This is a genomic window from Bradyrhizobium sp. RD5-C2 (genome assembly GCF_019972155.1).
Classification (GTDB): Bacteria; Pseudomonadota; Alphaproteobacteria; order Rhizobiales; family Xanthobacteraceae; genus Bradyrhizobium.
The window spans coordinates 511,971-526,234 of the sequence record NZ_BOVL01000020.1 but is presented as its reverse complement, the minus strand read 5'-3'; the positions used below and the strand labels follow the sequence as shown (position 1 = coordinate 526,234).

At 59.7% G+C, this 14,264-nt stretch carries 11 protein-coding genes; 7 read left to right on the top strand and 4 right to left on the bottom strand.

Translation table 11 applies throughout. The annotated features are described in order from the left end of the window. Positions 1–23: 23 nt before the first annotated feature. Positions 24–1,283 (bottom strand): serine hydrolase domain-containing protein, encoded by a 1,260-nt coding sequence (locus tag BraRD5C2_RS27285; protein WP_223973916.1) that lies wholly within the window; start codon positions 1,281–1,283, stop codon positions 24–26. A 378-nt stretch (positions 1,284–1,661) separates the two neighbouring features. Between BraRD5C2_RS27285 and BraRD5C2_RS27280 the strand changes: the two genes are divergently transcribed. From BraRD5C2_RS27280 to BraRD5C2_RS27270, 3 genes are all read left to right on the top strand, one after another. Beyond that, positions 1,662–2,549, top strand: coding sequence for a hypothetical protein (locus BraRD5C2_RS27280; protein WP_223973913.1), 888 nt, complete (start codon positions 1,662–1,664; stop codon positions 2,547–2,549). Positions 2,550–2,690: 141 nt separating this feature from the next. Continuing rightward, positions 2,691–3,878: a glycosyltransferase family 4 protein gene (locus BraRD5C2_RS27275; protein WP_223973910.1), complete on the top strand. Its 1,188-nt coding sequence runs from the start codon at positions 2,691–2,693 to the stop codon at positions 3,876–3,878. A gap of 315 nt (positions 3,879–4,193) precedes the next feature. Then, positions 4,194–4,997 (top strand): heparin lyase I family protein, encoded by an 804-nt coding sequence (locus tag BraRD5C2_RS27270; protein WP_223973908.1) that lies wholly within the window; start codon positions 4,194–4,196, stop codon positions 4,995–4,997. Between the two features lie 81 nt (positions 4,998–5,078). Here BraRD5C2_RS27270 and BraRD5C2_RS27265 read toward each other — a convergent pair whose 3' ends face one another. The 3 genes from BraRD5C2_RS27265 to BraRD5C2_RS27255 form a co-directional block, all read right to left on the bottom strand. Continuing rightward, the gene (locus BraRD5C2_RS27265) at positions 5,079–6,338 is read right to left on the bottom strand and encodes a glycosyltransferase family 4 protein (protein WP_223973906.1); all 1,260 of its coding nucleotides are present in this window, start codon (positions 6,336–6,338) and stop codon (positions 5,079–5,081) included. Further along, positions 6,319–7,581, bottom strand: coding sequence for a nucleotide sugar dehydrogenase (locus BraRD5C2_RS27260; RefSeq protein ID WP_223973903.1), 1,263 nt, complete (start codon positions 7,579–7,581; stop codon positions 6,319–6,321). The genes BraRD5C2_RS27265 and BraRD5C2_RS27260 overlap by 20 nt, the downstream gene beginning before the upstream one ends. A 434-nt stretch (positions 7,582–8,015) precedes the next feature. Continuing rightward, positions 8,016–9,761 carry a polysaccharide deacetylase family protein gene (locus BraRD5C2_RS27255; RefSeq protein ID WP_223973901.1) on the bottom strand — a complete coding sequence of 582 codons (1,746 nt, stop codon included), beginning with the start codon at positions 9,759–9,761 and terminating at the stop codon, positions 8,016–8,018. Between the two features lie 702 nt (positions 9,762–10,463). On the opposite strand from BraRD5C2_RS27255, the gene BraRD5C2_RS27250 reads away from it, so the two are divergent. From BraRD5C2_RS27250 to BraRD5C2_RS39440, 4 genes are read left to right on the top strand one after another with little or no spacing between them, the layout of a single operon-like run. Further along, positions 10,464–11,624, top strand: coding sequence for a Gfo/Idh/MocA family protein (locus BraRD5C2_RS27250; protein ID WP_223973891.1), 1,161 nt, complete (start codon positions 10,464–10,466; stop codon positions 11,622–11,624). Next, entirely contained in the window at positions 11,611–12,270 is a 660-nt protein-coding gene (locus BraRD5C2_RS27245; RefSeq protein WP_223973889.1) for a sugar transferase, read from the top strand. The genes BraRD5C2_RS27250 and BraRD5C2_RS27245 overlap by 14 nt, the downstream gene beginning before the upstream one ends. Before the next feature lie 41 nt (positions 12,271–12,311). After that, positions 12,312–13,475 carry a DegT/DnrJ/EryC1/StrS family aminotransferase gene (locus BraRD5C2_RS27240; RefSeq protein WP_223973887.1) on the top strand — a complete coding sequence of 388 codons (1,164 nt, stop codon included), beginning with the start codon at positions 12,312–12,314 and terminating at the stop codon, positions 13,473–13,475. A 26-nt stretch (positions 13,476–13,501) separates the two neighbouring features. Then, on the top strand, positions 13,502–14,239 hold the full coding sequence (locus BraRD5C2_RS39440) for an acyltransferase (RefSeq protein WP_275945291.1): 738 nt from the start codon (positions 13,502–13,504) through the stop codon (positions 14,237–14,239). Positions 14,240–14,264: the final 25 nt, after the last annotated feature.

Here is a 14,264-nt window from a genome sequence, read left to right as displayed (position 1 = left end):
AGCCACGGCAGGAGCTCCACTCGTCAGTGGGCCTTCGGCTGGCCATCCGGCCAATCGTATTCGGTCGCGATACCGCGCATGATTTCGTTGGCCAGTTCTCCGCCTTGATCTCCGTTCGTCATGATGACAGCGCCATCTCCATTTTCAAACATCGTCATCAAGCTGACGAAGCCATCGTTGACGCCGGCATGTAAAATTCGTCGATGCGGGGCAACTCCCAGTACAATCGGACCAAGGCCGTAGTTGCCAAGGCCGGGTGTGAGCATTTGGAGAGCTGTAGCCCGGGACAGCACGGGAGCATCTCGACCGGTCCAGGCGCGGACCACACCGAGCGCAAAATGTGCAACGTCAGTCGGTGTCGTCCACAATCCTGCGGCAGCCAGCTCGGGATAGACATGCGGGCCGCCCGGCACCGGCTCCCCGGTCGCTCGGTAGGGTGTCGCGGCCATTGGAGTGTCATTTTTGGGCAGCGGCTGTAGGAAACTGCTGTGGGTCATCCCGAACGGCTTGAGGACGAGGTCTTCAAGCAGTTTTGGAAACGGTGTGCCGGTCACGTCAATGAGCAGCTGCTGAACGATGGTATAGGCGCCGCTGGAGTACTCGAACCGTGTGCCGGGCTCGTGATCGACAACGACAGGCGCGGTATTGGCAGAACCGCATCGTGCAAACCAATCGTGCGCTGACGGCTGGAACCGGGTTAGGTCGCGACACAACAGTGAGGCGCCATTGAGAACGTCGCTAAGTGACGGAATCGGTGCGCCTGCAGGATATCCCGGAAAATATGGCACGGTTATACCAGCCGAATGATTCAGCAGTCTTCGAAGTGTAACCTTCGATTGATCGGTGAACGAGTTGACAGGGAGCTTCCAGGTCTTAAGGGATAGATTGACGTCGCCATCGAGATCGAGCTTGGCGGCTTGAACCAATGCGAGCGCCGCTACGGCAGTAACCGGTTTGCTGATCGACGCTGCCTGGAACAAAGTTTCAGGCGTTATAGGCGGACCACCAATGGTGGCAACCCCGAACCCCCGAGCTTCGACTACGCCGCCGTGAACCACTGCGATGCTGACGCCAGGAACGTGCAGGTCGTTCATCCGGTCAGCCAGTTTCATCGGAGGTGCGGCTGCGGTGTCGGCCCGCAGTCCATTCACGATACGCTGCATGCGCCGTTCAAAGTCGCCGCTGCGGCCCGGGGTCGCGCCGTTCTGTGCACGCGAAGCCGGGAGGGTTGCAATGCTTCCTATGACGACGAGCAACGCGATACGGCCGACGTTGAGAATCATCGACGGGGAGCTCCGCGGGCGGCCGGTGGATTGGACCATGCGAGGATTTCTAGCAAGACGGCGGCCCTTCCGGTAGGGACGTTGTCAACCGCTGGAGCCGCCGCCTCTGCCGGTGCAATCCGCCGCCGTACGCTGCTTGTGCAGCTAGACAAGCCCTTTCCTGACGGCTGCAGAACTCTCCTTGGTCGGCGCATTCGGAGCCGGCTGGCCCGGCTTTTGCGGCGATCGAGAATGGGTAATCCGAAAGGGTCGAGCCGCGTATCGACCCAAAAGATTATGCTTGTGATCGCGAGAAACGGGGCACACCAGGAGCAGTGTGCCTTCAATCGATTGAGTTCGAGCGATCCCGAGAGACGAGCCGAGCAGAGGGTGCAGTATATGACGGTCCTGATGCGCTTCTCCGGAGGTTTTGGGGGCGGCGTGGTTTTGAATGCAAGGAATTTTCTGACGGAAGGTGATGCGTTTACGCAAACACAGGAGGCGGCGTTCTTTGCCTCGATCCGGCTGCGGAACGGCACCTATAAGACCACCGATCATCATCGCCTTGATGATCTCAATAAGCTCGTTATCGATGAGTGGAAGAAACTTGGTAGCAAGCCGAGCCAGATCATGGACGTCGGCGTATCATCAGGAATCTCCTCCGTCGAATGGGCGGATGCCCTGACGCGCGCCGGCATCGAGGCGAATATCCTGGCGACAGATCTGTGCATGCGCGGGAGCCTCGTGCGGCTGTTGCCAGGATATGAGGTCCTTCTCGATCGCGACGGCAAGGTGCTTCAGCATATCGTTGCCGATCGTCCGGTGCGCTGGTACCTGAATGGTCCCCGAGATTTTCTCAAGGGCACCGGATTTGTGGTCGCTGCGCTGAACACACTTGCAGGTGTGCTGCTGCCCCTGACGAACACGCGGGAAGGGGTGAAAGATGTCCTTCTGGTGAACCCGCATGCCCGCGACGATGCGCGGTTGAGCTTTGCCGAGGATGACATTCTGGCGCCTAACCCTGCTCATCTACGCGGCCGGTTCAACGCGATCCGCGTGTCAAATCTGCTCAATCACGGCTATTTCAACGAGGCGCAGTTGCGCGGCGCGGTCGGCAACCTGAGGGATCGCCTGGTCGGTGCCGGTTCGTTCCTCATTGTGAATCGAACGCTTTTGAACGGCACCAATCACGGCACGCTCTTCCAGCTTAGCGGCGCAAACAGATTTGAGACGGTAGCCAAGCTTCGGGAGGGAAGTGAGATTGAGCGTATCGTATTGTCGGTTTGATACGGGACGATCGAGCTCCCCGGTGAAGGCAACGCTCGCTCCTTCGCTACACGAACCGAGAAGCTCTACGCCCCGAGTTCGCGGGTTAGGCGTCGCGGAGCTTCTCTTCATGGCGCGGTCCCATTAAGCACGAGGTGTCGGGTGCGTATTCTCTCGATGGATTTTTCCATCCCCTATCTGATGAAAGATGAAAACTACCCGATTGGTGGTTGGGCGATCGAGCTCGCAGTGTGGCTTCGTGCGCTCCAGAACGTCGGTCATGAGACCGCCGTCCTCACCTGGAAGGGGGCGCTGGAGCATGTAGGTTCCGGACAGGAGATCAAGCTCATCGAAACTTATGATCCTGCTCGTGGGATTCGGGTCGCGAAGTATTTCTATTCGTATATCCCGAAAGTATTGGCGGCCGCCCGCAGCTACCAGCCGGACATCCTGGTCCAGGGAGTATGCGGGATACATACCGCCATCATGGCGTTCGTCGCCGACCAACTGAAGGTTCCGTTCGTTTATCGCGTTGTAAGCGACATCGATGTCGATGAGCGTTGCAAGGCGCTCCTTCCGGCTCATGAATGGATATCGTACTCGTGGGCCCGGCATCGCACTGCCGGATTTCTCTGTCAGAATGAGTATCAGCGCGGAAAGTTGGCCGCGCTTTTTCCGGACAAGCCAATCCATGTCCTTCATAATCCGTTTGCGATAGCAGAGGACGCGTCCGCTCCTTTGCCGCGCGCGAAACGCGGATACGTTGCCTGGCTCGGTGTCTTCCGCTATCCGAAGAATCTGCCGTTGCTTTTTCGGATCGCCAAGGCGTTGCCGGCCGTCAACTTTCGCGTGGCGGGGATGACGTCGCCCAATACCGATCAATCGACGCGGGATGCCTTGGATGGCTTGCGTCAGCTGCCGAACGTGGAATTGGTTGGCTACGTGCGGCGGGCCGATGTTCAACAATTTCTGTCAGAAGCGACAATGCTTCTCTGTACGTCGGATTTCGAGGGCTTCTCAAACGCATTTCTGGAGGCGCTCGCTGTCGGCGCACCCATCGTGACGCGCCGGCATGTTGATCCGGACGCGATTGTCGAGCGTCATGCTCTCGGCGCCTCGGTCGAAGACGAGTTGATGCTTTCAAGATCTGTGAGTGAGATTTGGAACATGGCCGCGGGTGAATACGACGCGCTCAGTCGGCGATGCCAGATCTATGTCAAAGCAAATCATTCCCCGATGGTGAAGACTCACGAGTTGATGGCGGCTTTGACACCCCTTGTCGCCAAGTCGAGGCACCTGGGCGGCGTCAACAAGCGAGACAAGGGTCCCGTCGGCACCACTGCCATGTAGCGTGAACCGCCGGCGAGGCAGACTCGCTGGCCGCAGGGCTTCGCGCCGCGATGCTAGCTGATCATGCGTTCTTCCCGAGCGGACGCCTGGCGGTAGTCCTTATTTTCCGTCGATTGAGCCCCTCGATAAATTGCATCGAGATTTGAATGGGTTACCCTTGTATCCGGCCGCGCATTTTGCGGCGGTCGCGGGACCGAATAGGGATGGGCAATGAGAATAGTTTTACCCCTCATCTTTGCGTTGACTGGAAGTGTGGCGGAAACCTCCAATGGATCGACATCGAGCATTGCCAATGCAGATGGTCAGAGATGGCTGTTGGCTGAGGGCCCGTCCGCCGAGGCCTACAGTGCTGCCGGCACCGATGGGAATACAGCAACCAGCAGAGCGGCTGTTTCGTCGATCAGCTCATTCTCCGGTAAGCCGCGAACCCGCTTTCGGATCGGCGACGTGAGCTACGGCGTTCACGTTGCAGACCAGAGCTATAGTCTGACCAATCCCGACCCCCAAACCCTGCGCTTCGAGGTCCGCAAGGGCGACCATGCTTGGTACGACAGCGCGTCCGTGGATCGTTCCGAGATCAATTCCACCGTGACCTATCCCGCCGCCACGCCCATCACGCTCACCTACCAGCTCATGGTGGAGCCGAACGGCAGCAACAGGGCGCTCGTCAACAGCGCGACCGGTTGGTTCATCGTCGGACAGTGGCACAACGACGACGACGCCTCGGGCGTCGGAACCTCTCCTCCGGTCGCGCTGAACCTGCAGGGCGATCGCCTGCAGGTGCTTGTGCGCTACTGCCCGCCGGGCAAGAACCCGAGCAACGGCGCAGGCTTCGTCGTCACCAAGACACTCTGGACTGACCCCAACCCGATCGTGACCGGCAAGTATCACGACGTGAAAGTGCAGGCCCAATTCTCGAACGACCCGACCGGCTACCTGAAGGTCTGGATCGGTGGGGCACCGGTCGTGAATTACAGCGGGCCCCTGGGTTTTGGGGTCGGCACCAATTGGGAGTTCGGAATCTATCGGTCGTCGGCGCCCGAGACCGTTGCGGTCAACTACCGAAATGTGATGATAACGACCGGGTCGTTAACGCCTGTATCGTCGGAGCGACCGTGACCCACGGTGCGCAACGTCACCGGCCATCTGATAACGGGGATTCGGCGTCTGCTGAAATACGAAGAGGATAGGTTGCTATCCTCATTTGTCTCTCAGTTTGAATACTCTCTCATAAGCCGCCAAAAGCTTCGTCGATGCATGATGCCAGGCGAGTTCGCCACTAATTCGTTCCCGACCGAATGCGCCCATGGCTTCGCGCCGCGCCGGATCTGCCAAAAGCTCCAGTATCTTGTCGCCGAACTCGGCGGTGTCCGCATTCGGCACGTACAGCGATGCGTCTCCCGCCGAAAAGCGGCCTTCTGTGAGGTCGAATTGGACGATCGGCTTGCCCAACGTCATGTACTCCATGATCTTGTGCATCGTCGATATGTCGTTCATGGTGCTAGGGCGGTCCGGATTCACACAGACGTCGGCCGTCGACAGGATGGTGAATAGCGTGTCGTCATCGACACGGCCGGTGAACGTGACCACGTCGTCCAGTCCGAGCGCCATCGCAAGCGTCTTGAGCTCCTCCAGTTCCCGTCCGCCTCCGACGATCACGAACTGGATATCATCGCGGTTCCGTGTCGCACGGATGTGCCTGATTGAATCAAGCAGCAGGTCGAGCCCCTCCTGTCGCGCGATAACACCCACATATCCGACAAGATACTTTCGCCCCTTCTTCCAGGCAGGGTCCGGTGGAAGTGAGCGAACGCGGGAGACATTCGGAGCGGAGCGCACGACGAACACACGATCCGGGCTCATTCGGCCCCGTTCAATCGCAATGGTGCGATACGATTGGTTGGTCGCGATCGATACGTCCGACAGCGCGAATGTGACGCGTTCAAGTAGAACCATGACGCGCCAAAGAAAGCCACGGCGTCCAAACTTCGCCTCGTAGAGTTCGGGATTAACGTCGTGGTGATCGAAAACAAACGACTTCCCGAACAGAATTTTATGAAATGCACCGACGATGAAGATGAGATCGGGAGGATTGCACGCGTGGATGACGTCAAATCCTCGCGTTGCCAGAACTTTCAGGCTCAGCACGAATTCCCAGAACAACGCCACGCTGTACTCTATGACGTAACCCAGCACCCCGCGACCTTCCGCAGGCATCCAATGGCGATAGACCGCGATTCCCTCGAGCATCTCAAACGAGGCCGTTGCGCCCGGTCCCTTGGGACAAATCACGGACACCTCGTAGCCATGCCGCGCTAACGTGGTCGCTTCCGCCCACACTCGGACATCGAACGGGACTGGAAGATTTTCGACGATGATCAGGACCCGGCCGCGAACCGAGCCAACGCCCGCTTGCTCGGATTCGTGCACAACGATGTCGTCATGAGAGAGTGTTGACATCAATGACCCGTTTTGCATTCAGCGCCATTTGCTTCGCCCACCCTCGGGTATCGATGACGAGGTCGAATAGTTCCGATTCGGCGGCGGACTTTGCGATCAGCAATTTGCGAAGGGCGGGCAAATTGGCGAACGCATAGCCGAGGTTCTGCCCCAGCAGTTTCGACGGCTCGACGTGTGGATCGTAGATCGACAGGCCGATGTGCAGCCGGAGGAATTTGCGAGCCAGGTCGATATTGGGACTCTCGCGAAGATCGTCGCTGTTCTCCTTGAAGGCGAGTCCCAGCATCAGTACCCGTCCGCCGGGCGGGACCGCTTTCAGGCAATTCTCAAACAGGAAATTCTTGTGCTCGTCGTTCGATCTGAGCACCGAATCCACGAGCCAGGTATGCGCCCCGACATCGCTTGCGATGTATTGGAGCGCGCGAACGTCCTTGGGCAGGCAGGAGCCGCCGAATGCGCCGCCCGGCCTCAAATAGTACGGTGAAACGTTGAGTTTGGTGTCAGACACGAAAATCTTGTGAACGGTGGCCGCGCTGATGCCGAGCTTGTCGCAGACGCGACCCACTTCGTTGGCAAAGGCAATCTTGACTGCGTGGAACGAGTTGTCGACGAATTTCGTCATCTCGGCCGTACGATAGGTGGTGTAGAAGACAGGCGCCGCGATGCCCGCGTTCAACTCGTCAAGGACCGGGCACCGTTCCCCATCCTTTGTTCCGACCACGATCTTCGGCGGATTGAAGAAGTCTTCGATCGCCACCGACTCGCGCAGGAACTCGGGGTTATAGACGACGTCGACGAGCTCCATCCTGCCGTTCAATGCGCTTTCGAAAATCGGGAGAACCAGATCCTCGATGGTGCCGGGCCGCATCGTGGAACGAAACACGACGGTTAGCGCCGTCGTGCGAGTGGGACCGATCAGGTCTGCGATCTGATGGGACACTTCAGCGACGAAGCTCATGTTGTGAGATCCGTCCGGCGCGCTGGGCGTTCCCACGCACACAATGGCCAACGTGCAGCCGTCGAGATGCCCGCTCGCGTCCTTTGTCGCGCTCAGCAAGCGCTTTCGAACGGCGGATTCTATGAGTTGATCGAGGCCGGGTTCCGTAATTGGAGATTTGCCCGCGTTGACGATCGCGACCTTTTCATCGCTGATGTCGACGCCGATGATTTCGTGTCCCTGCCTTGCGAGGCAAGCGGCCGCCGTCATGCCTACGTAACCGAGTCCGAACACCGCTATTTTCATCTTGATCCATCACGCGCATCAGGTTGCGCTGGCAACACTGGCGGCTGTTTAGGGGTTGTCTGCAAGGTCGACGGCTTCATTCAGAGATAGTCTTCGGGCAGGCACTCCGAGAGCGCGTTACGCGTCCGCAACGCCTGCCAAAGTGCAGCGCGATTGTATTCGTTCGGGCTTGCGGAGCCTGGACTTTTTCGGGCTACCTATTCCGGTTTCGGCAAGAAAAGGCGCACCGAATCGGCGCTATCCGATCCGTTGATGATCGAACGCGAGAGCCGCTGTGGTTCAGTCCGCGCCACGGCGGACAGGCCGGTCGAGGCAGACCGCTGACAGGGTTGTTAGGGGCGAGCGGCGGGGGCCTCCCTTGCTCGCAGCTTCATGACAAAGGCAATGTGTCTGGGTCGAAGCGGCTTGATCACGTCGCTTTGGTTTGGCTTCGGCTACGCGCGAGAACGAAGCAGGTGACCGTAATTGTCCCGAAGTTCAGATAGATATCGCCGAATGGCCACCCCGAACCGGTATCGGATCGATTCCGCGGCGGGCGAACCAAGCAACTGTTCGCGATAGATGCACCGAATATCCGCCGAGCCGCCGGGCGGGACATCGACCATCACGCGAACATATCCGTCGATGTACTCGTACGCGATGAGGCCTTGGTTGACTTCAACACCCCTTAGGGAAGCGACCTGTGGTTCGCGCTTCATGACGCAAATCCGTCGCGTCGTGGGGCCGCCGTTCTCGAAGACAAGTCGCTCGGCAAGCATCTTTACCAGGATTGTATCGCCGTCGGGTCGAAGGCCGTAGCTGCGGCGAACGGCGTCCTCGAGAGGTCGCCAGCAGAGTTTCCACTGCAGGGATGCGAGAAGCCGGAGGAATGCCGTCAGTTCGCTACCCCGGCCGCGGAGAAGGTCGTGATGACCGGCAATGAAGCACGGCTTGCCCAGGAGGCCATCAAACGCGAAGTTTTCGATGCCGTGATGAATGTATCGTCGGGTAAAGATTGGGAAGCTCCCATACCGGACGATGGCGACACTCCAGAGATCGGCGAGTGTGGTTTCGTTCAAGGCATCATTGGCTGGTGCGACCTCGGTGTTCACGGCCGCGGTGAAGCCATTCCGCTTGAGCGCCGAGGCGGCCTCGGGCGAGAATGCCCCTTGCGGGAAAACCATCACGTTTTCGTAGTCAAGCGCGGTGTTCCGGTGAAGGGCCTGCATCCGCGTTCTGGCGGTTTTCAGCTTTCTGTCGAGCAGCTCAGGCGAGCGGGCTGCGAACTCACCTCCAGTGTGATCGCAGCCGTGCACGCAGACAGACAATTTGCCGCTGCTTTCCCGAAAGGCGGCAACGGTGTCGCGGTCTGTTCGTCTCCAATTCCATGGAATGAAGGCAATGGTCGTTGCGAATGTCAGCTTGTCCGCAAGCTGCAGCAGGTCATCAAAATCGAGGAGACCGTACCGCGGCCATAGAGGCGGATCGTCAATGATCAGGCAAGCGCTTGTTTCGGCGGCCGTCAAGCAGACGTCGCGGAACGCCCACTTCAGATACATCACGATTGGCACCGCGCCGGCGAAACGCTTTTTCACATCAAAGTAGGTTGCGGTGCGTTCGCGAATGTCCACCATCGTCAGCGAAGAGTCGGCAAAAAAGTGCACACCGGAATTGGTGAACCCGGCGAACAGGTGTCCGTCGGGGGCTCCGACGATGCTTTGTAGCTGGCTGTTGCGGATGACGAGCGCGGCATCGGCGGCGCCGCGCTCCACTTCGATCCGCAGCCCCGACATTGGGCCGCACATTTCCGGAAAAGCATCGGTGACCGATACGGTCATTGGCTGCGGATTGGAGCCGCGAACTTCCGCCTCGGGGTCTCCCGTGATTTGGCGCAGGAGAGCCTGGCAAGGATCCGTTGCCTCAAATCCATAGACGAAGATCGAAGCGGCGGCCGCCATCCAGGTCGGAAGCGCCTCCGTCTTGCAGTGCCGCAGGATTTCGGCGAGGCAGGGCGCGGAGGTCAGGATGGAGAATTGCTGATGACCTGCTGTCAGCGCGGCCACATTGTCCCCGCGCGCTTCGTCCGCTGTCAGCGCCGTCCAGGGGATTTCAAAGAGATCAAGAATTTCCGTCAGGTTGCGATCGTTGGTCGATGGAGTGTTGCCGCGAAGCAGAAGTGCGATCGAAGTGCCTTTGGCCATGGCGTCGGCGTTTCATCCGTGGGTTATGCCTCATCTGTTGGTAAGGCCGCCAGGCCTCCTGCAGATTGTTCGTGACCTCGCGCCTGTGCGCCTCTTTTGAGGAAGCCTATACGATGAATGGCGGAGTTTCCACCATGGGTCGGATGCGCAATGGTAGTCCCGGCCTAACCAATCTGCGGTAGGCGATGTGGCGGGCTTATCGACATCAGACGAGGCCGCTCGCAGTCGGCGATTTGTAAATCCCGCGGTCGGCGTGAGCCCCAATCGGCAGCACTGACATTCCGCGAGAGCGCTGCTTTGCCGCCATGCGATGCGTCGGGTTGCCGCAAAGGAATTGCCGACGGGAGGCGCGCGAGGAGGTGTGACGGGAGGATGACCGCGTGATGTTGATCGCTGTCCGAGCAGGCCAGTATGGCAAGTCAAAAAAGGTCATTGATTACAATATGGTGCCCGTATTTTTGATGCGCCGGGTCCGGCCATTGCACTGCGTGTGGAGCGCCTGGATGTCCCACGCAAAGGCGGGGGTACCCCCGATGGGCGTGAGGCATAACCCGTGTTCTACAGCGGGGCGCGCGCCCAACCCGCTATCCTGATTGGACGCACGCTAAGGCCTTCAATTAGGGAGCCAACATGGCGAGATAACCGTGCTCATGAGGATACTGATTTTCACCATTGCTTTCCTCTGGCGTGATTGTGGCAAACATGTCGAAACAATTTTATTCCAAACTCGCTCCTGGCATTATTGATAGCCAGAACAAGACCGGTAGCGCGGGAATTGAGTCCGCAAAGGCCGGCCCATCGCTCGCCGTCATCGGTTGCGGCTACTGGGGCGCAAAACACATCCGTGTTGGCCACGATATCGGCGCAACGGTGTCGATGGCCGCCGACATGCGGTCCGACAGACTGGAATACGTGAAATCACAGTATCCCTCTGTCGCGGTTTCGCGTGACTTCGATGCGGTCCTGAATAACTCGTCGGTCGACGGGGTGATTATCGCCACCCCCGCCGTGACGCACTTTGAGCTGGCGCGGGCGGCGCTCAAGGCCGGAAAGCACGCACTCGTCGAGAAGCCGTTGGCCATGACGAGCGCGCATTGCCGCGAACTGATCGCGATCGCCGAAGAACGGAATCGCGTGCTGATGGTCGGGCACACGTTCGAGTACCATCCGGCAGTGGGTGTGATGCGCCAGATGATCCGGAGCGGCGCTCTCGGCGAACTCTACTACATCGATTCGCGGCGCCTGAACCTCGGTCTCTACCGGCCCGACGCCAACGTCCTGTGGGACCTGGCACCGCATGACCTCTCGATCATCTTCTTCCTGCTCGAGGAGGTCGCGCACAACATCGGCGCTTGGGGTTGCGCGCACGTTCTGCCTGACGTCGAGGATGTTGTTTACGCCAAGTTGGGCTTCAAGAGCGGGCCGACCGCCCATGTGCACGTTTCGTGGTTGGACCCCGTCAAGGTGCGCCAGATCACGGTCGTCGGAAGCGATGCGATGCTGGTGTTCGACGACGTGGAGCCGTCCGAGAAAGTTCGCGTTTACCAGAAGCGCTTCAGGCCGCGGATCAACGGCGACTCCTACGCCGACTTCCAGTCAGCCTATCATCATGGCGATGTTCATATCCCCGCGATATCCAGCAGCGAACCGTTGAAGCTCGAGTTGCTCGACTTCGTCAACGCAATCAAGACCGGGACGCAGCCCGTTGCGAACGGAGCGCATGGCTTGCGCGTCGTCGAAGCGCTCGAAGCTGCGTCGGAGTGTCTACGGCTCAACCAGGAGCACCGCGGCAACGGAACACATCAACCGGCGTTTCTGCGGCGGAACGCGTCGGCGGGGGCTGCCGAAATTGTCGTTAGATGAAGCCTTGCGATGGAAGGCGAGCCCGCGGGAATTCGTTAAGCGGGCGCTTGACATCGTTTTGAGCGTCACCGCGATCCTCTTACTGGCCCCGTTTCTTGTGGCGGTGTGGATCGCGATCCGCCTCGACAGTCCTGGGCCGGCGATCTTTTGCCAGCGCCGGGTCGGACGAGACGAGGAGCCGTTCAATTGCCTCAAGTTCCGGACGCTTCGTCACAAGGCCGACGAAAACGTCCATCGCGACGCTATTCGCCGGGTTTGGGCGAAGGAGGTTCTCTCGAACGACCCGGATGCCCCATACAAGCTGACAGATGATCCTCGCGTGACGCGCGTGGGGCGGTTGCTGCGCAGAACCAGTATCGACGAGCTGCCGCAACTCCTCAACGTATTGCGAGGCGAAATGAGCATCGTCGGTCCGCGGCCGGCGATTCCCTATGAACTCGAGTACTTTCGCGACTGGCATCATAGACGTCACATCGTGAAGCCCGGCATCACCGGACTTTGTCAGGTTCGCGGCCGTGGTCGCCTGGGCCCCGACGCGATGCTCGAGATGGACGTCGAATACGCTATGAACTGGACCTTGTGGACCGACCTGAAGCTGATTGTCCTAACGGTTCCCGCGGTGCTGCGGGGTCACGGTGCTCGATGAGGTTCTCGAGCGATTGAAATGAATCCTGGTGAGGCTGAAAAATGAAAATTCCGTTCGTAGATCTCAAGGCACAATATGCGACACTAAAGGATGAGGTAGCCGAGGCAATTCAAGGCGTTCTCGAATCCACGCAGTTCATCGGGGGCGAAGCATTGGCTTCGTTCGAACGAGACTTCGCCGCCTATTGCCAGGTGCCCTATGCGCGCGGTGTGGCGAGCGGCACGGACGCCATTCATCTGGCGCTGCGGGCGTTGGGTGTCGGTCATGGTGATGAGGTGATCACGACCGCCCACACTTTCATCGCGACCGCTGCTGCGATCGTAGCGACAGGAGCGCAGCCGGTATTCGTCGATATCGATCCCGATACCCACACGATCGATCCGAGGTTGATCGAGCGCGCCCTGACCAGCCGTACCAAGGCGATCGTTCCAGTCCACCTCTTTGGCCAGCCGGCTGACATGGGCCCAATCAAGGACATCGCACGGCGGCGCGGCCTCTTCGTGATTGAGGACGCAGCCCAAGCGCATGGAGCGGAGTATCAGGGGATCCGAACCGGGGCGCTCGGCGACATAGCCTGTTTTTCGTTTTACCCGGGGAAGAACCTCGGAGCATACGGTGATGGGGGAGCCGTCACCACCAACAATGCGGCGATCGCCGAGCGGATCGAACGGTTGCGCGACCACGGTCGGACGAACCACTACCATCACGCCGAGGTCGGGTTCAACAGCAGGCTCGATGCTCTCCAGGCCGCAGTTCTGCAGGTCAAGCTCCGACGCCTGGACGAATGGAACGAACATCGGCGGCGTGCTGCGGAGTGGTACACCGCGGAGCTGAGACATCCGGGCATCAAGACACCTTTCGTCCGAACGGGATCCACGCACGTCTACCATTTGTACGTGATCATCACGAACGAGCGGGACGCAATGCGCAAGCGGCTCGACGAGGTCGGCGTGGCGAGCGGAATCCACTATCCGGTGCCGCTGCATCTCCAGCCGGCGTTCGCCTATCTCGGCTACAAGCAGGGTGATTTGCCGTGTTGCGAAGCGATGGCGGCTCGATCACTGTCGCTACCGATGTTCCCGGAGCTCACGCGTGACCAGGTGCGCCGGGTGGCTGCGACTGTGCTTGCGGTTGCGGAGCGCGAAACGCACCAGGAACGGCAGCGGGAGCCCGTCGCGATGCACGCCGGCGGCGGGAAGGTGTGACGATGAGCCGAATTAGTGCACAGGCGGTGGTCGAGACCGAGGCGATCGGTGCGGACGTGACGATCGCCGAGTTCGCCGTGGTGCGGTCAGGTGTCACGATCGGCAACAGGGTGGTCATCCACCCGCATGTCGTGATCGAGAGTGGCGTGAGAATAGGGGACAATGTCGAGATCTTCCCGGGAGCCTATATCGGAAAAGTACCCAAGGGTGCCGGCGCGTTGTCGCGGGCGCCACATTTTGAGGCGTGGATCGATATCGGCGCCGATTGTTCGATCGGACCGCATGCGGTCATTTTCTACGACGTCTCGCTCGGCGCGGGGACCTTGATCGGTGATGGCGCCTCGATCCGTGAACAATCGCGGATCGGCTCGAAGACGGTTGTCGGACGTTACGTTACGGTCAATTACAACACGCGTGTTGGCGACCGCGTCCGGGTACAGGATCACACCTGGCTGGCCGGCAACATGACGATCGAAGACGATGTGTTCATATCGGGCGGCGTCGGCACCTCGAACGACAACGCGATCGGCCGGAACGGCTACGATGGCTCGCCGATGCTCGGGCCCACTATCGCGCGCGGGGCGGCGATCGGCGTGGGAGCCAATCTGCTGCCGGGCGTCAGAATCGGTGTTGGCGCAATCGTCGGCGCCGGCGCGGTGGTGACGAAAGACGTGCCGGACAACACGCTCGTGACGGGCGTCCCTGCTGAAGTCCGACGAAAGCTCAACGGGGCTGGCGGCACTGCCAAAACCTCAGGGGAGTAGTCGTGAGGATCCTCTGTGTCACCAA